The sequence below is a fragment of the Pseudomonas sp. NFACC37-1 genome (genome assembly GCF_900101575.1).
GTDB classification, from domain to species: Bacteria; Pseudomonadota; Gammaproteobacteria; order Pseudomonadales; family Pseudomonadaceae; genus Aquipseudomonas; species Aquipseudomonas fluorescens_AA.
Window position 1 is genome coordinate 39,248 of sequence record NZ_FMUZ01000016.1, and the last position, 22,286, is coordinate 61,533.

At 59.8% G+C, this 22,286-nt stretch carries 20 protein-coding genes; 14 read left to right on the forward strand and 6 right to left on the reverse strand.

Annotated elements, in window-relative coordinates:
• Positions 1-252: 252 nt before the first annotated feature.
• From BLP82_RS17375 to BLP82_RS17410, 8 genes are all read left to right on the forward strand, one after another.
• Positions 253-1,029, forward strand: a complete 777-nt coding sequence (locus BLP82_RS17375; protein WP_092170595.1) for a gamma-glutamyl-gamma-aminobutyrate hydrolase family protein — start codon at positions 253-255, stop codon at positions 1,027-1,029.
• A gap of 40 nt (positions 1,030-1,069) precedes the next feature.
• The gene (locus BLP82_RS17380) at positions 1,070-2,428 is read left to right on the forward strand and encodes a glutamine synthetase family protein (RefSeq protein ID WP_060740155.1); all 1,359 of its coding nucleotides are present in this window, start codon (positions 1,070-1,072) and stop codon (positions 2,426-2,428) included.
• 58 nt (positions 2,429-2,486) lie between these two features.
• Entirely contained in the window at positions 2,487-3,851 is a 1,365-nt protein-coding gene (locus BLP82_RS17385) for an aspartate aminotransferase family protein (RefSeq protein WP_092170600.1), read from the forward strand.
• A 181-nt stretch (positions 3,852-4,032) separates the two neighbouring features.
• Entirely contained in the window at positions 4,033-5,130 is a 1,098-nt protein-coding gene (locus BLP82_RS17390) for a polyamine ABC transporter substrate-binding protein (RefSeq protein ID WP_092170604.1), read from the forward strand.
• A 184-nt stretch (positions 5,131-5,314) separates the two neighbouring features.
• Complete coding sequence (locus BLP82_RS17395; RefSeq protein ID WP_072405949.1) at positions 5,315-6,412, forward strand: polyamine ABC transporter substrate-binding protein; 1,098 nt, start codon at positions 5,315-5,317, stop codon at positions 6,410-6,412.
• Positions 6,413-6,471: 59 nt separating this feature from the next.
• Positions 6,472-7,614 carry an ABC transporter ATP-binding protein gene (locus tag BLP82_RS17400; protein WP_060740159.1) on the forward strand — a complete coding sequence of 381 codons (1,143 nt, stop codon included), beginning with the start codon at positions 6,472-6,474 and terminating at the stop codon, positions 7,612-7,614.
• Positions 7,611-8,531, forward strand: coding sequence for an ABC transporter permease subunit (locus tag BLP82_RS17405; RefSeq protein WP_092170607.1), 921 nt, complete (start codon positions 7,611-7,613; stop codon positions 8,529-8,531). Before BLP82_RS17400 ends, BLP82_RS17405 begins: the two co-directional genes overlap by 4 nt.
• A complete protein-coding gene (locus BLP82_RS17410; protein WP_060740161.1) occupies positions 8,528-9,415 on the forward strand; it encodes an ABC transporter permease subunit in 888 nt (295 codons plus the stop codon). Before BLP82_RS17405 ends, BLP82_RS17410 begins: the two co-directional genes overlap by 4 nt.
• Positions 9,416-9,634: 219 nt before the next feature.
• Here BLP82_RS17410 and BLP82_RS17415 read toward each other — a convergent pair whose 3' ends face one another.
• Entirely contained in the window at positions 9,635-9,976 is a 342-nt protein-coding gene (locus BLP82_RS17415; RefSeq protein WP_014340738.1) for a carboxymuconolactone decarboxylase family protein, read from the reverse strand.
• 104 nt (positions 9,977-10,080) lie between these two features.
• Positions 10,081-12,486: a penicillin acylase family protein gene (locus BLP82_RS17420; RefSeq protein ID WP_092170611.1), complete on the reverse strand. Its 2,406-nt coding sequence runs from the start codon at positions 12,484-12,486 to the stop codon at positions 10,081-10,083.
• Between the two features lie 252 nt (positions 12,487-12,738).
• Here BLP82_RS17420 and BLP82_RS17425 point away from each other — a divergent pair, with 252 nt between their 5' ends.
• From BLP82_RS17425 to BLP82_RS17435, 3 genes are all read left to right on the forward strand, one after another.
• Positions 12,739-13,458, forward strand: coding sequence for a hypothetical protein (locus tag BLP82_RS17425; protein ID WP_092170616.1), 720 nt, complete (start codon positions 12,739-12,741; stop codon positions 13,456-13,458).
• On the forward strand, positions 13,448-14,437 hold the full coding sequence (locus BLP82_RS17430) for a KpsF/GutQ family sugar-phosphate isomerase (protein WP_092170620.1): 990 nt from the start codon (positions 13,448-13,450) through the stop codon (positions 14,435-14,437). Before BLP82_RS17425 ends, BLP82_RS17430 begins: the two co-directional genes overlap by 11 nt.
• Before the next feature lie 78 nt (positions 14,438-14,515).
• Positions 14,516-15,487 (forward strand): AEC family transporter, encoded by a 972-nt coding sequence (locus BLP82_RS17435; RefSeq protein WP_092170623.1) that lies wholly within the window; start codon positions 14,516-14,518, stop codon positions 15,485-15,487.
• Positions 15,488-15,595: 108 nt separating this feature from the next.
• On the opposite strand, the gene BLP82_RS17440 is transcribed toward BLP82_RS17435, so the two are convergent.
• On the reverse strand, positions 15,596-16,171 hold the full coding sequence (locus BLP82_RS17440) for a DUF6436 domain-containing protein (protein WP_092170628.1): 576 nt from the start codon (positions 16,169-16,171) through the stop codon (positions 15,596-15,598).
• A gap of 108 nt (positions 16,172-16,279) precedes the next feature.
• Here BLP82_RS17440 and BLP82_RS17445 point away from each other — a divergent pair, with 108 nt between their 5' ends.
• Positions 16,280-17,227, forward strand: coding sequence for a phospholipase BipL (locus tag BLP82_RS17445; protein ID WP_092170632.1), 948 nt, complete (start codon positions 16,280-16,282; stop codon positions 17,225-17,227).
• A 128-nt stretch (positions 17,228-17,355) separates the two neighbouring features.
• Here the strand turns inward: BLP82_RS17445 and BLP82_RS17450 are convergent, their stop codons facing one another.
• Complete coding sequence (locus BLP82_RS17450; RefSeq protein WP_092170636.1) at positions 17,356-18,099, reverse strand: DUF2059 domain-containing protein; 744 nt, start codon at positions 18,097-18,099, stop codon at positions 17,356-17,358.
• Between the two features lie 140 nt (positions 18,100-18,239).
• Here BLP82_RS17450 and BLP82_RS17455 point away from each other — a divergent pair, with 140 nt between their 5' ends.
• Both BLP82_RS17455 and BLP82_RS17460 read left to right on the forward strand, forming a co-directional pair.
• Positions 18,240-18,872 (forward strand): 2OG-Fe(II) oxygenase, encoded by a 633-nt coding sequence (locus BLP82_RS17455; protein ID WP_092170641.1) that lies wholly within the window; start codon positions 18,240-18,242, stop codon positions 18,870-18,872.
• 2 nt (positions 18,873-18,874) lie between these two features.
• Positions 18,875-19,366 carry a 2-thiouracil desulfurase family protein gene (locus BLP82_RS17460; protein WP_092170644.1) on the forward strand — a complete coding sequence of 164 codons (492 nt, stop codon included), beginning with the start codon at positions 18,875-18,877 and terminating at the stop codon, positions 19,364-19,366.
• 137 nt (positions 19,367-19,503) lie between these two features.
• Here BLP82_RS17460 and BLP82_RS17465 read toward each other — a convergent pair whose 3' ends face one another.
• Positions 19,504-20,877: a GTPase/DUF3482 domain-containing protein gene (locus BLP82_RS17465; protein WP_092170648.1), complete on the reverse strand. Its 1,374-nt coding sequence runs from the start codon at positions 20,875-20,877 to the stop codon at positions 19,504-19,506.
• Complete coding sequence (locus BLP82_RS17470; RefSeq protein WP_092170651.1) at positions 20,870-22,237, reverse strand: DUF2868 domain-containing protein; 1,368 nt, start codon at positions 22,235-22,237, stop codon at positions 20,870-20,872. The genes BLP82_RS17465 and BLP82_RS17470 overlap by 8 nt, the downstream gene beginning before the upstream one ends.
• Positions 22,238-22,286 lie beyond the last annotated feature (49 nt).

The following is a 22,286-nucleotide window of genomic DNA, read 5'->3' on the forward strand; positions in this document are numbered from 1 at the left end:
ATCAATCATTGATCTCTTCGAAAGCCAGTCAACCCGAACGGCATGCCGAAGTCAAGCAGGGCCTTTTTTGCCCTAAAAAAGCACCTGCAGGGCTTTTTTGAGGCAATTTAGGGCGTTTTTTTCCCTTTAGGGGCCTTGGCGCCCGCAGGCTTGAGCGGGCCGTGTTGTATTTTTTACGGGGGTGTTGTGTAAAAAAATGAACAAGGCTAAGCTCGATTCAAACCCATAACAGCAATAATACCGGGGTGCTTCATGTCTCGCCTGCCGTTAATCGGCGTCACCACCTGCTCCAGGCAGATGGGTCTGCATGCTTATCACACCAGCGGCGATAAATATGCCCGGGCTGTCGCGACAGCTGCCAAGGGCTTGCCAGTGCTGCTTCCGTCCCTGGCGGATCTGTTCCCGCCGTCCGATATTCTGGACGCCCTGGACGGCATTCTTCTGACCGGCTCTCCTTCCAATGTAGAACCTTTTCACTATCAGGGCCCAGCCAGCGCGCCGGGCACTGCCCATGATCCTGCACGGGACGCCACCACCCTGCCGCTGATCCGCGCCGCTGTCGAGGCGGGCGTCCCGGTGCTGGGCATTTGTCGCGGTTTCCAGGAGATGAACGTAGCCTTTGGCGGCAGCCTGCATCAGAAAGTTCATGAAGTCGGAACGTTCATCGATCATCGTGAAGACGAGACGCAAGCGGTGGAGGTCCAATACGGTCCTGCCCACGCCGTGCACATCCAGCCTGGCGGCATACTGGCAGGCCTGGGGCTGCCCCGGTTGATTGAGGTCAACTCGATCCACAGCCAGGGCATCGAGCGCCTGGCGCCTGGGCTGCGGGCCGAAGCGGTGGCGCCGGATGGCCTGATCGAGGCTGTTTCGGTGCCAGAAGGCAAGGCTTTTGCTTTAGGTGTGCAATGGCACCCTGAATGGGAGGTAAGCTCTAACCCGCACTACCTTGCGATTTTCCAGGCATTTGGCGATGCCTGCCGAGCAAGGGCAACACAACGCGACGCAGATGCGTCAAACAACGCCTGACAACTAATAGCAGTCAGGAAACTCACGCCTAGAGGCATTTATGAGTAACAACCTCGACCAGCTCACCGATTGGTTGAAAGACCACAAGATCACAGAAGTCGAATGCATGATTGGCGACCTGACCGGTATCACCCGGGGCAAGATCTCGCCGACCAACAAGTTCATCGCCGAGAAAGGCATGCGCCTGCCCGAGAGCGTTCTGCTCCAGACCGTTACGGGCGACTATGTCGAAGACGACATCTATTACGAACTGCTCGACCCGGCTGACATCGACATGATCTGCCGCCCGGACGAGAACGCCGTGTTCCTTGTGCCGTGGGCCATCGAGCCCACCGCCCAGGTCATCCACGACGCCTACGACAAGCAGGGCAACCCCATCGAGCTGTCGCCGCGCAACGTGCTCAAGAAAGTGCTCAAGCTTTATGCCGACAAAGGTTGGCAGCCCATCGTCGCGCCGGAAATGGAGTTCTACCTGACCAAGCGCAGCGACGACCCGGACTTTCCGCTGCAACCGCCCATTGGCCGCTCTGGCCGCCCGGAAACCGGTCGCCAGTCTTTCTCGATCGAAGCGGCCAACGAATTCGATCCGCTGTTCGAAGACGTCTACGACTGGTGCGAACTGCAGGAGCTGGACCTCGATACCCTGATCCACGAGGACGGCACGGCGCAGATGGAAATCAATTTCCGTCACGGCGATGCCCTGTCCCTGGCCGACCAGATCCTGGTGTTCAAGCGCACCATGCGCGAGGCGGCACTCAAGCACGACGTGGCCGCCACCTTCATGGCCAAGCCCATGACCGGCGAGCCGGGCAGTGCGATGCACCTGCACCAGAGCATCATCGACAAGGAAACCGGCAAGAACGTCTTCTCCAATGAAGACGGGACCATGAGCGATCTGTTCCTGCACCACATCGGTGGCTTGCAGAAGTTCATCCCCGAGCTGTTGCCGCTGTTCGCCCCCAACGTCAACTCGTTCCGCCGCTTCCTGCCGGACACCTCGGCACCGGTGAACGTGGAGTGGGGCGAAGAGAACCGCACCGTCGGCCTGCGCGTGCCGGACGCCGGGCCGCAGAACCGTCGGGTGGAAAACCGCTTGCCGGGCGCCGACGCCAACCCGTACCTGGCGATTGCCGCCAGCCTGCTGTGTGGCTTCATCGGCATGGTCGAAGGCATCGACCCGAGCGCGCCGGTGGTGGGCCGTGGCTACGAGCGCCGCAACCTGCGTTTGCCGCTGACCATCGAAGACGCCCTGGAACGCATGGAAAACAGCACCACCATCGAGAAATACCTGGGCAAGAAATTCATCACAGGCTACGTCGCGGTCAAGCGGGCCGAGCATGAAAACTTCAAGCGCGTCATCAGTTCGTGGGAGCGGGAATTCCTGCTCTTTGCCGTCTGAAGCGCCGGGCGAGGCTGCTTCAGGCAGCTTCGCCTTCACCGATAACAGGAGAATTCGCATGACCCGCAATAACCCGCAAACCCGTGAATGGCAGGCCCTGAGCAACGATCATCACTTGGCGCCGTTCAGCGATTTCAAGCAGCTCAAAGAGAAAGGCCCGCGCATCATCACCCACGCCAAGGGTGTCTACCTCTGGGACAGTGAAGGCAACAAGATCCTCGACGGCATGGCCGGCCTCTGGTGCGTGGCCGTCGGTTATGGCCGCGAGGAACTGGCCGACGCCGCCAGCCAGCAGATGCGCGAACTGCCGTACTACAACCTGTTCTTCCAGACGGCCCACCCGCCGGTGCTGGAATTGTCCAAAGCCATCGCCGACATCGCCCCTGAAGGCATGAATCACGTGTTCTTCACCGGTTCCGGCTCCGAGGGCAACGACACCATGCTGCGCATGGTCCGCCACTATTGGGCGATCAAGGGCCAGCCGAACAAGAAAGTCATCATCAGCCGCAAGAACGGTTATCACGGTTCGACCGTCGCGGGCGCGAGCCTGGGCGGCATGACCTATATGCACGAGCAGGGCGACCTGCCGATCCCGGGCATTGTCCACATCGCCCAGCCTTACTGGTTCGGCGAAGGCGGCGACATGAGCCCCGAAGAGTTCGGCGTGTGGGCGGCCAACCAGTTGGAAGAAAAGATCCTGGAGATCGGCGTGGACAACGTCGGAGCCTTCATCGCCGAGCCGATCCAGGGCGCCGGTGGCGTGATCGTGCCGCCGGACAGCTACTGGCCGCGCATGAAGGAAATCCTCGCCAAGTACGACATTCTGTTCGTGGCCGACGAAGTGATCTGTGGCTTCGGCCGCACCGGTGAGTGGTTCGGTACCGACCATTACGGGTTGAAACCGCACATGATGACCATCGCCAAGGGCCTGACCTCCGGCTATATCCCCATGGGTGGGCTGATCGTGCGCGACGACGTGGTCGCGGTGCTCAATGAAGGCGGTGACTTCAACCACGGCTTTACCTACTCCGGTCACCCGGTGGCCGCGGCGGTGGCCCTGGAAAACATCCGCATCCTGCGCGACGAGAAGATCATCGAGCGTGTCCATGGCGAAACGGCACCCTATTTGCAGAAGCGTTTGCGGGAACTGAACGATCATCCGCTGGTGGGTGAAGTACGCGGGGTCGGTTTGCTGGGGGCGATCGAACTGGTCCAGGACAAGGCCACGCGCAAACGCTACGAAGGCAAGGGCGTGGGCATGATCTGCCGGCAGTTCTGCTTCGATAACGGGCTGATCATGCGCGCGGTGGGCGACACCATGATCATTGCGCCGCCGCTGGTGATCAGCAAGGCCGAGATCGATGAATTGGTGACCAAGGCGCGGCAGTGCCTGGACCTGACGCTCAGTGCGTTGCAGGGCTAAGTGCTAGGCTCTGAGCGAGGTGCCTGCAAGGGCCTCGCCCAGCGTGAACAAAAGGCTGGGCCTGTGTTGAAAGCCTGCCCTGTAACTTGCCAGACTACCGCCTGTTCAAGTTGCCCGCGAGCCGGCTACTGAACGTGGCTAAAAAGAATAACTGGAGCATCAATCCATGAAGGCATTAGGTATGAAGATAGCTGGCAAGACCCTCCTGGCCATGTCCCTGATGGGCGTGATGGCGGGCGCCGTCCAGGCGGACGACAAAGTGCTGCATGTCTACAACTGGTCCGACTACATTGCGCCGGACACCGTCGCCAAGTTCGAGAAAGAAACGGGGATCAAAGTCGTCTACGACGTGTTCGACAGCAACGAAACCCTGGAAGCCAAGTTGCTGGCCGGCAAGTCCGGTTATGACATCGTGGTGCCGTCGAACAACTTCCTGGCCAAGCAGATCAAGGCCGGGGTCTACCAGGAGCTGGACAAGTCCAAGCTGCCGAACTGGAAGAACCTGGACACCGACCTGCTCAAGGCTGTCGGCGATGCCAGCGACCAAGGCAACAAACACGCCTTCCCTTACATGTGGGGCACCATCGGCATCGGTTACAACCCCGAGAAGGTCAAGGCCGCATTGGGCGTCGACAAGATCGATTCCTGGGACACCCTGCTCAAGCCCGAGAACATCGCCAAGCTCAAGAGCTGCGGCGTGAGCTTCCTCGATTCGCCAACCGAAATGATTCCGGTGGCCCTGCATTACCTTGGCTACCCGACCGACAGCCAGGACAAGAAACAACTGGCCGAGGCCGAAGCGCTGTTCCTCAAGTTGCGTCCATCGATCGGTTACTTCCACTCTTCCAAATACATTTCCGACCTGGCCAACGGCAACATCTGCGTCGCCGTGGGCTACTCGGGTGATATCGAGCAATCCAAGAGCCGTGCTGCCGAGGCTGGCGGCAAAGTGAAAGTGGCCTACACCATTCCGAAGGAAGGTGCCGGTTCGTTCTATGACATGGTCGCCATTCCCAAGGATGCCGAAAATGTCGAGGCCGCTTATAAATGGATGAACTTCATCATGCAGCCGGAAATCATGGCGGAGATCACCGACAACGTGCGTTTCCCTAACGGCAACAAGGCCGCCACCGCTCTGGTGGACAAGGAAATCTCCGGTGACCCGAGCATTTACCCATCGGACGAAGTGAAGGCCAAGCTGTACGCCATCAGCGATCTGCCGCCGGCGACCCAGCGGATCCTGACCCGCAGCTGGACCAAGATCAAGTCCGGTAAATAAGCCGGTCTGAAGCATCCTCCTGTTGTCGCTGGCATTGCTGCGGCGGCAACAGGAGCAACTCAATAACTAAAAGTTTTGCTGGATCGGTTTATCGAGGGTAAGTTGCGCGCCGGTTTTGTTGCAGGGTCCATCGTGGCCAAGTAACGGGGGCAACTTGGGCCCAACTATTTAAGAGGACCTCCACGTGCCAGTCTTTTCTTTGTTACGCAACGCCTTGCTGGTCGGCGCCGGCCTGACGCTCGCCGTCAGTGTCCAGGCCGCTTCCACCGTGCATATTTATAATTGGTCGGACTACATTGGCGAGACCACCTTGGCGGATTTCGAAAAAGCCACTGGCATCAAGCCGGTGTATGACGTGTTCGACTCCAACGAAACCCTGGAAGGCAAGTTGCTGGCCGGACGTACCGGTTACGACGTGGTCGTGCCGTCCAACCACTTCCTGGGCAAGCAGATCAAGGCCGGGGCGTTCCAGAAGCTCGACAAGGCGCAGTTGCCCAACTACGCCAACCTCGACCCTGCGCTGCTCAAGCGCCTGGAAAAGAACGACCCGGGCAACCAGTACGCCGTGCCTTACCTATGGGGCACCAACGGCATCGGCTATAACGTCGAGAAGATCAAGGCGGTCCTGGGCGTCGAGAAGATCGATTCGTGGGCCATGCTGTTCGAACCGGAAAACATCAAGAAGCTCTCCAGCTGCGGTGTTTCGTTCCTCGACTCGGGCGACGAAATGATCCCGGCGATGCTCAATTACCTGGGCCTGAACCCCAACAGCGAAGACCCCGAAGACTACAAGAAGGCCGAGGCGCAGCTGCTCAAGATCCGGCCTTACGTGACCTACTTCAATTCCTCCAAGTACATCTCCGACCTGGCCAATGGCGAGATCTGCGTGGCGGCCGGTTTTTCCGGCGACATCTTCCAGGCCCGCGCTCGTGCCAGCGAGGCCGGCAAGGGCGTCAACATCGCCTACGTGATTCCCAAGGAAGGCGGCAATCTCTGGTTCGACATGTTGGCGATCCCGCGTGACGCCACCAACGTCAAGCAAGCGCATGCCTTCATCAACTATGTGCTCAAGCCTGAGGTCATCGCCCAGGTCAGCGACGTTGTCGGTTATGCCAACCCGAACCCGAAGGCCGGCGAACTGATGGACCAGAAAGTACGCACCGATGAAGCGGTTTACCCACCGCAAGCGGTCGTCGACAAGCTCTACGTCAACTCCGAGTTGCCGCCCAAGATCCAACGCCTCATGACCCGCAGCTGGACCAAGGTCAAGTCGGGTAAATAACCTCAACACTCTTGTTCGTCCGAGTAGGGCGAACTGCAAATTCTGTGGGAGTTTCGTAAATGGCAGTTGCCTCCGGCGCCTATAAGAAAGCCCTCGAGGGCGACCAGACACCCAAACAGGTGCTGGTCAAAATCGACCGGGTCACGAAGAAGTTCGACGAGACGATTGCCGTGGACGATGTGTCCCTGGAAATCAAGAAAGGCGAGATCTTCGCCTTGCTCGGCGGTTCGGGATCGGGCAAATCCACCTTGCTGCGCATGCTGGCCGGTTTCGAGCGGCCCACCGAGGGACGGATTTTCCTCGACGGTGTGGACATCACCGACATGCCGCCCTATGAGCGGCCGATCAATATGATGTTCCAGTCCTACGCCCTGTTCCCGCATATGACCGTGGCGCAGAACATCGCCTTCGGCCTGCAACAGGACAAGATCCCGAAGGCCGAGATCGATGCTCGCGTGGCGGAGATGCTCAAGCTGGTGCAGATGAGCCAGTACGCCAAGCGCAAGCCGCATCAGCTCTCCGGCGGCCAGCGCCAGCGTGTGGCCTTGGCCCGTTCCCTGGCCAAACGGCCGAAGCTGTTGCTGCTCGATGAGCCGATGGGCGCGCTGGATAAAAAACTGCGCTCGCAGATGCAACTGGAGCTGGTGGAGATCATCGAGCGGGTTGGCGTGACTTGCGTCATGGTGACCCACGACCAGGAAGAGGCCATGACCATGGCCGAACGTATCGCGATCATGCACCTGGGCTGGATCGCCCAGATCGGCAGCCCGATCGACATCTACGAGACCCCGACCAGCCGGCTGGTCTGCGAGTTCATCGGCAACGTCAACATCTTCGAGACCGAAGTGGTGGACGACGCCGAAGGCCACGCGGTGCTGACCTGCAAGGACCTGGACCGCAACATCTACGTCGGCCACGGCATCAGCACCTCGGTGCAGGACAAGTCCGTGACCTACGCCATTCGCCCGGAAAAACTGCTGGTCACTTCCGAGCCGCCGACCTGCGAGCACAACTGGTCCAGCGGCAAGGTCCATGACATCGCCTACCTGGGCGGCCACTCGGTGTTCTACGTCGAGCTGCCAAGTGGCAAACTGGTACAGTCCTTCGTGGCCAACGCCGAACGCCGTGGCCAGCGCCCGACCTGGGGCGACCAGGTGTTCGTCTGGTGGGAAGACGACAGCGGCGTGGTGCTTCGCTCATGAACATGCGCAAACTCAAACGCCGACTCGATCGAATAACGCCCGGTGGCCGCCAACTGGTCATCGGGGTGCCCTTCATCTGGCTGTTCCTGTTCTTCATGCTGCCGTTCTTCATCGTCCTGAAGATCAGCTTTGCCGAAGCCGACGTGGCCATCCCGCCATACACCGAGATCTACAGCTACGTCGACCAGAAGCTGCAGGTGCTGCTCAACCTTGCCAACTACGCGATGCTGAGCGAGGACGAGCTGTACATCGCCGCCTACCTCGGTTCGCTGAAAATGGCCCTGATCAGCACGCTCTTGTGCCTGGTGATCGGCTACCCGATGGCCTATGGCATCGCCAACGCTCGCAAAGAGATGCAGACGGTGCTGGTGCTGCTGATCATGATGCCGACCTGGACCGCGATCCTGATCCGCGTCTACGCGTGGATGGGCATCCTCAGCAACAACGGCTTGCTCAACGGCTTTTTGCTGAGCATGGGTTGGATCAGCGAACCGCTGCAGATCCTCAACACCAACCTGGCGGTGTATATCGGGGTCGTCTACTCCTATCTGCCGTTCATGATCCTGCCGCTGTACGCCAACTTGGTGAAACATGACGCCAGCCTGTTGGAAGCCGCGTCGGACCTGGGGTCGAGTACCTTCAACAGTTTCTGGAAAATCACTGTGCCGCTGTCCAAGAACGGCATCGTCGCCGGCTGCATGCTGGTGTTCATCCCGGTGGTGGGCGAGTTCGTGATCCCGGAACTGCTGGGCGGCCCCGAAACCCTGATGATCGGCAAAGTGCTGTGGCAGGAATTCTTCAATAACCGAGACTGGCCGGTGGCATCCGCCCTGGCGGTGGTGATGCTGGCGATCCTGATCGTGCCCATCATCCTGTTCAACCGCAGTCAGGCCAAAGAAATGGAGGGCAAGGAATGAAGCGCTTCAGTTTTTCAAGCCTGATGCTGGTGCTGGGTTTGCTGTTCATCTACGCACCGATGCTGATCCTGGTGATCTATTCGTTCAACGCCTCGAAACTGGTGACGGTGTGGGGCGGCTGGTCGATCAAGTGGTACGTCGGCCTGCTGGACAACAGTCAGTTGATGGGCTCGGTGGTGCGCTCGCTGGAAATCGCCTGCTACACGGCGATTGCCGCGGTGGCCCTGGGGACGCTGGCGGCCTTCGTGTTGACCCGCATCACCCACTTCAAGGGCCGCACGCTGTTCGGCGGCCTGGTCACCGCGCCGCTGGTGATGCCGGAAGTCATCACCGGTCTGTCGCTGTTGCTGCTGTTCGTCGCCATGGCGCAGATGATTGGCTGGCCCCAGGAGCGTGGCATCGTCACGATCTGGATCGCCCACACCACGTTCTGCGCGGCCTATGTGGCGGTGGTGGTCTCGGCACGTTTGCGTGAGCTGGACCTGTCCATCGAAGAGGCCGCCATGGACCTCGGTGCCCGGCCGTGGAAGGTGTTCTTTTTGATCACCATCCCGATGATCGCGCCGTCGCTGGCGGCGGGGGGCATGATGTCGTTCGCGTTGTCCCTGGATGACCTGGTGCTGGCGAGCTTCGTCTCCGGCCCTGGCTCGACGACCTTGCCGATGGAAGTCTTCTCGGCCGTGCGCCTGGGAGTAAAGCCGGAAATCAATGCTGTGGCGAGCCTGATCCTGCTGGCGGTGTCGCTGGTGACCTTCCTGGTCTGGTACTTCAGCCGCCGGGCCGAGGAGAATCGCAAGCGCGCGATCCAGCAAGCCATCGAAGAAAGCGCCGCCGACTCCTGGAAACAACCGGAAGTCCGCCGGGCCGAGACCGCACCGGTCTGAATGCGGGAGCGGGCTTGCTCGCGATAGCGGTACGACAGTCAATGCAGATGTCGATCGTTCCCACGCTCTGCGTGGGAATGCATCCCGTGACGCTCTGCGTCCCCTTCCAGAAGCGGAACGCGGAGCGTCCCTGGCGGCATTCCCACGCGGCGCGTGGGAACGATCGATACCTGTGGGAGCGAGCTTGCTCGCGATAGCGGCCGGCAGGTTATTGGCCGTTCACTTCTTCAACGCGTCATGGGCCTCCAGGGCTCGCAGGGAATAGATGTACGCCGCGCCGGCATTCAATGACACGGCGGTGGCCAGGGTCGCGGCGATTTCTTCACGGGTGGCGCCGGCCTTGATGGCGGCGTCGGTGTGAACGCCAATGCAGCCGTCGCAGCGTGTGGTGATGGCCACGGCGATGGAGATCAGCTCGCGGGTCTTGGCATCGAGCACGTTGTTTTCAGCCGCGGCTTCGTCCAGGGCCATGTAGGCCTTGACCATCTTCGGATTGCTCTTACCCAGGGCGCCAAAGGCGCTCTTGATGGTGGGCAGCAGTTCGGACCAGTTATTGAACATAGCGTTGACTCCTGTGAAAGAGGCGGGGAAGTGAGCCCCTGTAGTCTTGACCATCCGTGACGATCAAGCCCGGTTCAGCGGTGAAAAAGATCGGCACGCCGGGTTCAGGGCGCCCGGGTGGGCAGCAGCTTCAGGGTCGTGCGGGTATTGGCGACCACTTCTTCCTCGGCCAGGTGCGCCTGGTAATAGACCCCTTCCATATACGCCTCGGCCTGGTCCTCGTAATGCTTGTCGAACGGCACGCCGCTCTGGCCGACGGGGTTGATGGTGACGCTATGGCTCGGGTCGGCGAAGTCGATGATGCGCCGGGTCGAAGGCCCGTAGGTCACCGGCCACGGCGCCGGGCCGATTCTGGCGGAGAGGTTGTTGGGCACTTCATGGGTACCAGGGGCCGCAAACGGCCCCACGTTGAAGACACGGTCAAGCGGCTTTTGCTGGCCCAGCGGATGACCATGGGTCAGGGTGTGAGCCTTGCCCCATTGCCATTGCGTGGCATCGTCGCCCAGGGTGGCCCGCAGGTGCGCCAGGCTTTTCTTCCAGGCGACGCTCACCGTGTCGGCACGGGTTTCGGTGCCCAGCGTCGTGCGGTCATCCCACCACGGTGAATCCTTCGATGCCGCCAGGCGTGGCAGGGCCGCGTCGATCACCCGGGTCGACAGCGCGGTGTCGAAGAACCCATCGCCCAGTTCATCGTGCAGGGCGGCGTCGGCCAGGTTGAACAGGAACTGGTTGAACAGCGTGGCGTTGATGGAGTCCAGCGGGTAATCACCTTTCCATTGGGCCAGTTGTTCCACCCATTTGCGTTCCTGCGGGTCGCTGACCACTTCACGCAGCACCGGCAACAACGGCGCGAGCACGCGAGGGCCGTAGGCGGTGGTGGTGCCCAGTTGCAGCTTCTGGGTGGTTTGGATGTCCCATTTCGCCTGCTTGTCGCTGAGCTGCTGGTTGAGTTGCTGGCCGCGGTCGGCGGGATTGTAGTAACCGGGGATCTCGATACCGCTGGCCGGCACCGGTTGGAAGTTGGCCGAGACGATGTAGCCCCGCGCCGGGTTCTCTTCCTGGGGGTTGCTGCTGAACGGGTAGAAACCTTCCTTTTCCGACTCCGGGCTGCTGCCATCGAGGATGAACGCGGGTTTCACGCCGGCGGGGCGCTTGGGCAGTTGCGCGGCGGCCCACCAGCCGATATCGCCCTTGGCGTTGGCCCACACCACGTTCAGCCCAGGGGCATGGATCTCGGCCGAGGCGCCACGGGCCTTGGCCAGGGTATCGGCGCGGTTGAGCTGGTAAAAGGCGTCGAGGATCGGGTTGCGACTTTCCAGGAACCCCCACCACATGGCGACCGGGGTCTTGCCGGCGTTCGCACCGAGGACATCGTTGATGATCGGGCCGTGGGGCGACTGGCGCAGCACCAGCGTCACCGGCGCCTGGCCCTTGACCGCGATCTGCTGTTCGCTGCGGGTCATGTCCACCCATTGGCCGCGATACCAGACCTGCTCGGGATTGTCCGGGTTGACCTTCTCGGCGATCAGGTCCAGGTCGTCGTTCTGGAACATGGTGATGCTCCAGCCGAAATCCTTGTTCATGCCCAGCGTGGCGAAGGGCATCAAGGCCTGGTAGTGCCCGTAGAGCTCGAAACCCGGCGCGGACAGGTGCGCCTCGTACCACACCGACGGCGTGGAAAAGCGGATATGCGGGTCGCCCGCCAGCAATGGCTTGCCGCTGTGGGTACGGCTGCCGGCAAGCGCCCAGGCGTTGCTGCCCTCGAACTGCGGCAGGCCGTTTTCCGCCAGGGCCTGCTCGCTCAGGCGGGCCAGGGCATTGAGGTCTTTCCAGTCGGCGGCGGCCAGGGGCAGGCCGCGCTTGGGACCGTCGACCAGCACACCCTGGGGTTGCCAGTCGAGGTCGAAGACGTTCAGGTACTCGGCGCCCAGTTGATCGCGCACGTAGGTCAGCAGCGGTTCGGTACGGAACGCCGCCGCGAAGCTGTAGGCCATGTAGCCGGTAATGCTTACGGTGTCTTCCGCCGTAAAGGGGCGCTTGGGAATGCCCAGCACATCGAACTCCACGGGCCGGGTGTGGCTGTCCTGGTAGGCGTTGATCCCGTCCAGATAGGCCTGCATGGCGATCCAGGCCGGGGATTGCGGGTCTTGTTCGGTCACATAGGCCGCGGCGCGCTCGCGAATGCGCAGGCTGCGCATCAGTTTGTCGGTGTCCAGCAGCTTTGGCCCCAGCACCTCGGCCAGTTCGCCCCGGGCGAGACGACGCATGATCTCCATCTGGAACAGCCGGTCCTGGGCATGGACATAGCCGAGGGCGCGGTACAGGTCGGTTTCGTTCTCGGCGCGGATATGCGGCACACCACGCTCGTCGTAGCGCACCGTCACCGAGCCCTGCAGCCCTTGCACCTGCATCGTGCCCTGGCGGGTGGGCTGCTTGCTGTAGAGGTAGCCGCCCGCAACGATGATCGCGGTGACGACCAGTGACAGGAAGGCGATGAGGGTGCGTTTCATAAAAATCCTTTTCTAAGTGCCTATGGCTATCGATAAACAGCGTAGAGCATTGATCTTGAAAAAATAATAACCCGGCACCGAGTGTGATTCCTACTAAAACAAATTGTATGTAAGAAGCTTCCTTCGATTTTTTGGGAAATACACTACAAGAATTCCATTGCTGGAGGGCGTGGGCGAGACCTATAAAGATAGGAGGGATATAGGGTTGATTTATGTAGAGGCGGATCTTGAGAAGGCCGTAAGGAGGTGGGCATGTCCGGACTCATGGAATATATTTCAAAAAAAATAGCAGATGCTGATCTGGTGAGTAAACCGTTCAAGTTTTTTGAAGTGAGGGACTTTATTCCGGAGGGGTATTACAGCGCATTCGTTTCCAGCTTGCCAACGTTGGACCTGTATAAACCTTTAATGCATAGAAGCACTTTGAAAAATGGGCGTCCAACACGTTTTGAATTGCCTCTGTCTCTTGAAGGCTGTTCGGCTGATTTGGGTAATGTTTTTTTGGGGTCGAAGGTTTCTATCGATGTTGTTGAGTTTCTTCGTGGTGAAGAATTCAAGGGTCTTTTGCTAAGCAAGCTTGGTTCAAGTGTTGATGTCACTCCTTATCCGCATCTGTACAAGGATTTTGCCGGATTTGATTTGCCTCCGCATACGGATATTGTTGAAAAGGCAATAACCTTTGGATGGTATTTACCAATGAGTGATGAATATAAGGAGTCTGGGCTTGGGCTGTTCGTAAAAAACGAAGATGGGTTTGAGGAGTTCAGAAAAATTCCCTATGCACCTAATGTGGCATTTGCTTTTTTGAGGTCAAATAATAGCTGGCATGGTGCTACACACCATCCCAATGCTCCCTATGAGAGAAATAGTTTTTTTGTAACGTTCTATCGAAAAAATTATTATAGGGATGGGGCTCTGCTAGTAAATGATCCCAATGTCAGCCGTAAGGAGATAAGGATTTATGAAGGATGAATTGTCGTTGGATATAGGGTCTGATAAACATGTTCTAACTTTGGGGCGAGAGGTTTTGATCCGTGAGGGGCAGGCATTGATAAAACTTTCCAATGAGTTGGAGGGTAGCGGTTTTGTCGATGTCGTTAGACTTATATTGGCCTGCAAGGGACACGTGGTGATTTTAGGTGTTGGGAAAAGTGGCCATGTCGGTAAGAAAATTGCGGCAAGCCTAGCCTCCACTGGTACGCCTAGTTTTTTTATCCATCCGTCTGAGGCTAAACATGGGGACTTAGGTATGATTACGGCACGTGATCTCGCAGTGTTAATATCGTATAGCGGTAGAAGTGAAGAGATTTTGTCTCTGCTTCCATATCTTCATGATATAGGTGTAAGTACGGTAGCGTTGACAAATTTTTCAAACTCGGAATTGGCAAGTAAAACATGTGCGCACGTCGCGTTGAAAGTTGATAGGGAAGCATGCCCGTATAATCTCGCGCCAACGGTAAGCTCCAGCGCTACATTAGGTGTCGGAGACGCTATTGCTATGGCTCTTATGAGGATTAAGCGTTTCACGAAGGAAGAATTCTCAAAAAACCATCCCGCCGGTAATCTTGGAAAAGTGCTAACTGTGAAGATTCGTGACGTAATGGTGGCCGGGGATAAAGTCCCTGCGGTACCTCCTGGTACGTTGTTTTTAGATGCGATCAGTTATATGGCGAATAAGCGCCTTGGATTTGTCGTCGTGGTAGATACATTCTCACGACCCTTGGGTGTATTTACGGATGACGATATGGTTCGAGTACTCAAGGGGAGTGATAATATTTTTGACCTTAAAATCTCGGATGTTATGGCGGTGAATTTAAGGTGTGTGCATGAATATGAACTTATTGCAGACTGTGTAAGTATTGATGTGTCTGCAGTTTTGGTTGTTGACCATAAAGGAAAACTTGTAGGTGTGTCGCGCAAACATGATCTTGTAGCTTCCATTTTCTTATGAGTTGTCAGGAGGGGAACTCTCTGTTGTTGGTAAAGTACGGTCGGTTGACTGCTGGCTGATCGGCAAGGCGGACTGATTATGTTGATGCTGTCGTTGAATTCAACGTTGTCTATATTTGGTTTGATATTTTTGGGCTTTTTGCTTTCGTTGGCCGGCCTTATGCGTCGCGGTGCCGATGAGGTACTGAGTGACTATGTTTTTTATCTTGCTCTTCCGGTAGAGATTTTTTTAACAACGTTGAAATCCAATTATACATCAGGCGTTAATGTCAGCGCTTATGTGCAAGCGTATGGCGTTGGTGTTTCTATACTGTGGGTTGTGATATTTTTCGTGTATAGGATATTTCTGAGAAAGAGTCTGGTTGAGGTTGGTTTAAATTTTATTGCTATCGGGCAAACTAATACCGCATTCTTGGCGGTGCCTATCTTCATACTGCTGTTGGGTGATTCAGCTTTGGTTGTGCCAATAATTGTTTTCCAGTCCGTTGTTCTTACGGCTGTTGCAATACTTGTCATGGAGGTTTCTTCCATTTCGAAAGCTGGATCTTTAGGCGTTTTCTTAAAGAAAACTCTATGGGTGGTGTTCAAGAATCCACTGATCACTTCCGCGCTCACAGGGTCCCTCATTTCGCAGATTAAGCTCCCGCACATGATCGATACAGATTTTTTTATCATCGAAAGCATGGAGGTGATTGCTAGAACTGCGGCACCTATTGCTCTAATAGCACTGGGCGCTTCGTTTTATGCTGGTCGCGTAGCCTCCACTTTGAAAAACAACTGTAATGAAGTGGCGATGGGTGTGCTTATAAAGAATTTTTTACATCCGGCGATTTCTTTTGGGGTAGGGCATTATTTTTTTGGGCTGTCTGGCTTGTTGCTGTTCGCACTTATATTGATATCTGCAATGCCCTCTCCGAAAAACACCTTCATTTTTGCGCAGGTATATGGTGTGTCAGTGCAGAAATTCAATTTGATAGTTTTAGCTACCACTGGGGTTTCTTTTTTTGTAGTTAATGCGGCTTGTTATTTTTTTCTTCCTCATGTGGCATGAGATTTTGAATTTGTTTTTGTCAATTAGATCGGTACAACAATCGAGGTCGTGATGAAGACGACCGATGTAATTGCTCTTGGCGTTTTATTCGGCTTCTTCAGCCAAGCTTTATTTCGTCATTGGCCACGGACAATAACAACCCACCGCCATCGTATGGGTCGCATTGACCGCCCGGCCAGCGCTCAACGCCTCGAGAATCGGCTCGATGAAGCTGTTGCTCGAATTGCAGGTCAGGCCTTCACTGTAAGGGCCGAAGTACGCCAGCTGGCCGCTGCGATCCCAGATCGCCACCGCTGGGCTGGCAGGAATCTGGTTTGAGCCCGGGAGCGTCGGGAGGGTTTTCAGGCTGCTCAAGGTGGCAGGCAGTTGACCTTGGCTGGCCGTTTTTTGGACCGCATAGAACTCGACGCCTTGTGGTCCATATTTATCGACCAGCTCGGCCAGATGTTGCTGATTGCCGACGTTGCACGGGCACGCCGGGTCCCAGAAATGCACCAGGCGGATCGCGCCAGGGCCGGCCAGGTCGGCGGGCAGGCGCAAAGGGTCGCCGGAAAACACCGCGGTGTGTTGACTGAAGGCCCGCAGGAAACGGCCCTGGAACCAGTCATAGGCCACCCACAAGACGACGGCGCATCCGAGGGCGAGCAGGCTGGCAAGCAAGGTCGTGCGGTGGGACGGGCGCATGGAGTCGATCCTCTGAAGCCGCGTAGCTTGCCATGCTTGCCGCGACAGATGAATATCGCAGGCCTGTAAAGTCTGTTTCGCGCGATGCGCCCATGCCTGGAAACCTTGATGCCTGCCACTTTCGACCCCGATCTCCTGCGTGCCAGCCTGCAACCGCTGGCCCAGTGGCAAGCCCTGTCCGAGCAAGCCCAGGCTTACCAGCGGTTCTACGGGCTGGATTTTCCCCAGCGCAGTGTGCGCAAAGGGTTGGGGCGTTTCGAGGTGGGCGGGTATGAGGTCGTCAGTCAGGTCTGGTGGCCGGAAAAGGCCGTGGCGACGTTGTTTGTGTTCCACGGTTACTACGATCACATGGGGTTGTACCGGCACTTGATCGAGTGGGCCCTGGAGCAGAAGTTCGCGGTGATCGCCTGCGACCTGCCGGGCCATGGCCTGTCCAGCGGCGAACGCGCCAGCATCGAGGATTTCGCCGAGTACCAGGCCACCTTGCAGGGGCTGTTGGCCGAGGCTGGGACACTGGACCTGCCGCAACCCTGGCACCTGTGCGGGCAAAGCACCGGCGGGGCGATCGTGGTCGATCACGTACTCAACCACGGGGCGCAGAGTCCTGCCCAGGGCCAGGTCATCCTGCTGTCACCCCTGGTGCGGCCACGGGCCTGGGGTTGGTCGCGCCTGAGTTATTACCTGCTCAAGCCGTTCGTGAGCGGTATCGCCCGGCGTTTCAGCGAGAACTCCACCGACCCGCAGTTCCTGCCATTCCTGCAAGCCGACCCGCTGCAGCCGCTGCGCCTGCCTACTGCCTGGGTGGGGGCATTGGCGCGATGGATCAAGCGTATCGAAGCGGCCCCGAGCAGCCCGCGCCAGCCCTTGATCGTGCAGGGGCAGGCGGACATGACGGTGGATTGGGTGCACAACCTGCAAGTGCTGCGCGGCAAGTTCGACCGGCCGCAGGTGTTGATGTTGCCGGAGGGGCGGCATCACCTGGCCAATGAGGCCTTGGCGTTGCGGCAGGAGATGTTTGGGTTTCTGACCAAGCGGATGAGTCGGGTTCGGCGGTGACCGGGCTATTGCTATCGCGAGCAAGCTCGCTCCCACATTGGACCTTTGGTGCTCGCGAAACCTGAGTGCACTCAAGCCCCTGTGGGAGCGAGCTTGCTCGCGATAGCGGTGCCTTGGACGCTGAAGATCTATTGCCCGAGCGTCTGCCCCACCGCCAACCCCGCCCGGATCGCCGCCAAAGCCGCCTGGTAATAAGCCTGGCCTTCAGCCGATTCGGCGAAGGTTGCGAACTCTTCCAGCTCGGTATCCGACAAGTCACGGTAGACGTACAACAATGTGTTGTTCAGGTCCGCGCCGATCTGTTCCATCAGTCGCTGACGCTGGCCGTTGAGCATGCCTTGGGCCTGGCCAGCTCCCAGCAGGCCGGGGATCATCGAGCTCAGGCTGTCGGCCGCCACGCCGGCGATCGCCAGGCTGACTTCGGCGCCGGCTTCGCGGGCGGGCAGGGCCTGGGCCAGGTGGCCGATGATCAACAGGCGGTTGTCGCTGGCTTGCATCTTCGGCAGGCCCTTGGCGTTTTTCGCCAATTGATCGCGCCGGGTCGCCAGCAACTCGGCCGCCACGACCTTGCGGCCCAAGGGCGACTGGAAAAAGCCCAGGGCCGGGTTCGGGTCTCGAAGCTTGCTGCGTAATTGTGCCTCGGCCCGCTGGTCCATGGCCTGGGGGGCGAAACGTTGATTGCTGTTGTTGACCAGCGCCTGGAACACCGCCGGCGGCAGGCTGCTCTGATAGCGCTGCTGGGCGGCGCTCAAGGCATCATTGAAGTGCGCCCGCTGTTCCGGCCAGCCGGCGACCTTGTACAACTGGTCGTAGCTGTCTGCCCAGGCGGGCAACACGCAGAACATCAACAGTGAGAAAAGCAAACGGCGCATAGGGACTCCTGTCAGCAGCCGACTATTCTCCGTGGGGTGTGGGGTCTTGTCGAGAATTCGTATCAAGTTCGTACGGTGGTGCTATCCGACGCAGCGAAGCCGCTGCGTGGCGCTGTCGGTTTTGCAGGCACAGGCATACTATGCGCGCCATGCAAATACCTTCTGATCACCCGCTGCTGTTACGTATCGTCGACGACCTGGCCGAGCGCGGCTGGTCGCAGCAGAACCTCTTCCTGCCGGACGCGCTGACCCGTGCCCTGGCGGCCGAATGCCGCCAGCGTGCCGCCGAGGGTGAGCTGGCTCCGGCAGCGGTCGGACGCGGGCCGTTCTCGGAGATTCGCGAAGGCATTCGAGGTGATCGCATCCAGTGGATCGAACCCGGCCAGGCGCCAGCCTGCGACCGTTACCTGGGGTTGATGGACAGCCTGCGCGAGGCGATGAATCGCGGGTTGTTCCTGGGGTTGGAGGATTTCGAAAGCCATTTCGCCCTGTACCCGCCCGGTGCGTTCTACCTCAAGCACGTCGACCGCTTCCGCGATGACGACCGACGCGCGGTGTCTGCGGTGCTCTACCTCAATGACGATTGGCTGCCGGAACATGGCGGCCAGTTGCGCATGTACCTGGAGGATGGCGTGGAGCGTGACGTGGTGCCCATCGGCGGTTGCCTGGTGGTGTTCCTGTCGGGGGGCATCCCCCATGAAGTACTGCCGGCCACCCGGGATCGCCTGTCCTTGACGGGGTGGTTTCGACGCCGCGGCAACGAGTTGTTCTGACGATGGAAAAGATCCTGGTCAGTCGCTGCCTGCTCGGCCATCGCGTGCGCTACGACGGCGGTGCCAGCGGGCCGTTCGATCAGCTTCAGCACTGGCTCGACGAAGGCCGGATCGTGGCGCTGTGCCCGGAAGTCGCCGGCGGCCTGCCCACGCCCCGGGCGGCGGCGGAGATTCCCGGCGGGCAGGGTGGGCAAGTGCTCGACGGCCACGCAGCCGTGATCACTACCGACGGTGAGGATGTCAGTGCGCAGTTTTTGTCAGGCGCGTATCAAGCATTGGAACAGGTGCGTGAACACGGCGTCCGTATCGCTGTGCTCAAGGCCAACAGCCCGTCATGCGGCAATCTGCTGACCTATGACGGGACGTTCAGTGGTGTGAAGGTCAGTGGCGAAGGCGTGACGGCGGCATTGCTCAAGCGCCATGGGGTGCAAGTGTTCAGTGAGCTGGCGTTGGCTGAAGCGGCTTTGGCGCTCAAGGTATTGATCGACGACTGACTACGGGGCAGCGTTGCTTTTTTTATTGACCTGAGAAACCGAGGTGTCAGGTTTTGGGGCTGCTGCGCAGCCCAGCGGGGATAAATCCCCTCGCCACAAACAGTGTCTACCTTGTCCCCGGTTCAGGCAGGGAATGTCTAGAGCTGCTCGGCCAACTGCTCGATCCGCTCCTGCCGTTCCGCCTGGCTCAACCGCGCATGAGGATTCAGCGACGACCACTGTGGATGCGCCCGGGCCTTGTTCAAGGCATCGGGCAGCTTGCCCTCGCGCCAGGTCTTGTCTTGGGGCGTGGCGATGCGGATGCTGTCCATCGCCGCATGGCCGCGCAGGTTGAGGGCTTGCAGCAATTGTCGTTGGCGCAGGGCCAGCAGGCGCAGCACGCCATCGTCCACCGTCAGTTCCCGTTGCCCCTTGAGCTTGCCCATCAGTCGGTTGCCATAGCTGCGAGCGGTTTGCAGGGTGCCGCCGACAATGGCACCGGCCAGGGCCGCGGCACCGAGGGTCAGGCCACCCACCAGCAAGTCCACGCCGGCGCCGGCCGCCGCCCCTGCCGCGATTCCGCCACCGACGCGTACACCCAGTTGCTTGAGGGTTTCAGGGTTGAACAAATCATCGCCCCAGCGTCCGTCGAGCAGCGGCAGGTCGCTGGCCGCAGCGTCCTGGGGGCGGAACGCGTAGAGCTTGAGCAGGGCTTCGACGCAGCGCTGTTCGCGCTGACGCACCGCGTTGCGCAGTTCACTGATGGCCTCGCGTTCCAGCTCGGCATCACTGGCCACGCTGCGTCGGCAGGCGGCGCAGTCGATCAGCAATTCGGCGATCAAGCGCGCCGCGCTCTGCTGGCGGGCCAGGCGTTGGGCCTGTTGGTCGGCGACCAGTCGCTCCAGTTGCCCACGGGCGCTTTCCAGCAACAACGCGAGGCTTTCATACAGGCGCCGCTCGCCGTCCTCGGGCGGGGCGACGCTGTCGAAGTGCACCAGGGCGTGCAATCCCAATCGCGCCAGGGCTTCGCGCCAGTCGGGCTCGCGATGGTGGGCGCTGCTGACGAAATTCAACACCGGCAGCAGAGGTTTGCCACAACTGGCGAGGACTTCCAATTCATCGCGGTACTTGGCCAGCACCGGCTCACGGGCATCGATCACATACAGCCCGGCGTCGCTGGCGAGCAGTTGCCGCAGCACCTTGGCTTCCTGTTCGAAGCGTTGCCGTGCCTCGCTGCCTTCGAGGAAGCGAGCCAGGCGCGCCGGGCCGTCCAGGCGTTCGCCAGGGCGCTCCAGGCGCTCGAGATAATCGAGCAGGGCGATGGCGTCTTCCAGGCCCGGCGTGTCGTACAGCTCCAGCAGCGCTTCGCCGTCCACCGACAAACGTGCGCCCTCGACGTGCCGGGTGGTGCTCGGACGGTGGGACACCTCACCGAAGCCGACGTCGCGGGTCAAGGTACGCAGCAGCGAGGTCTTGCCGACGTTGGTGTGGCCGACCACGGCCAGCTTCAACGGCTTCATGGGTTCAGTCATGGCCGGTCTCCAGCCAGTTCAAGGGCATGCAGTCGGCGAAGGGTAGCTGCAACTGCTGCAGCGCGTTGTGCCAGTCGCCCAGGCGTTCGGCGTCGAGGGCTTCGCCTAGTGGGGCCTGCAACAGCCAGACGCGGGTGGCGCTGGCGCTGCGGGCCAGCTCGGCGATCAGCGCCAGGCTGCCCCGGTCCGGTGAACGGCGTGGGTCGCAGGCAATCGCCAGTCGCGCCGGGGGAAAGCGCGACAGTTGTTCGAGGAGCCGGTGGCGGGATTCGCGACTGTCGAGGATGCCGGCATTTTTCACGGTGTCTGGCAGTTTCGGTGGCCAGGGCCGCTCGTCCAGTTCGATCGCCACCAGCAAGGCTCCGTCGCTTTCCTGCGCACTGACCGCATTTTCGATCTGATGCAACTGCGCGGGCGCGGCGTCGTTGACGCCCAGGCGCTCGCTGCTGGGCATCAGCCGTTCACGCAATTGGGCGTAGCCCGGCAGGTTCAAATCCAGGTGCAATGTGGCGCGACCGCGTCGCCAGCGCCACAGGCACAGCAAAGCCAGGCCCAGGCGTGGCAGCACGCCATAGACCAGCAGCACGCCGACCAGCCAGGCGGCCCAGGCCTGGCGGGCGCTCTCGATGTCCAGGGCGCCGTCGCCGCTGGCGCGGATCATCTCCACGGTCGGCACACTGAAGCCCAACAGGGCAGGCAGTGCGCCGAGGCCTCGGGTCATGGCGACGAAGGTCTCGCTGCCGAGGAGGGTGGTTTCCCAGACAAAGCCATAGCGCCGGGTCGCCATCAGCATCAGCAGGATGACCAGCGCGCTGAGCATCGCCAGCAGCCACACGCCATTGACCAGCGCACCGAGGGCCCAGCGATTGAGCTTGTGCTGTTGCAGCAACAGCAGCAGGGCCGGTGCCAGTTGGGCGGCCTTGGCATCGCGGGCGAGTTTTTCGCTGAGCCACAGCCACAGGCGCCCCAGCGCGGCACCTTGCTCGCCCGCGAAGATCAGGCCCAGGACCCAACCGACGAGCAGGATCAGGTTCAGCCCCAGAAGACTGCCCAGGGCCCAGAACACATTGACCGGTGTTTGCCCATCGCCGAGGGCGGCGAACCCGAGGCCGGCGCCGCTGATGATGGCGAGCACCGCCAGCACGAACAGCGCCAGGCGTGCCCCTTGCAGCCAATGGCGCAGGGCTTGGGTGAGGCCATCGCGCTCGGCCAGCCAGCGGGCGCGGTGACGGATGCGGGTGGAAAGATCGCCGCCTGCCGCGCGGGCCAGGCGATTGGCTTCCTGGTCCTCGAGCGGGCCGGCGTGCTCTTCACGCAGGCGGATCGTCTCGGTCAACCAGAGGTTCTGCAGTGCTGTCACGGGGGCTTCCGTTGCTCGAATGAGGGTTGAGCATAACCGCTGTGATGCC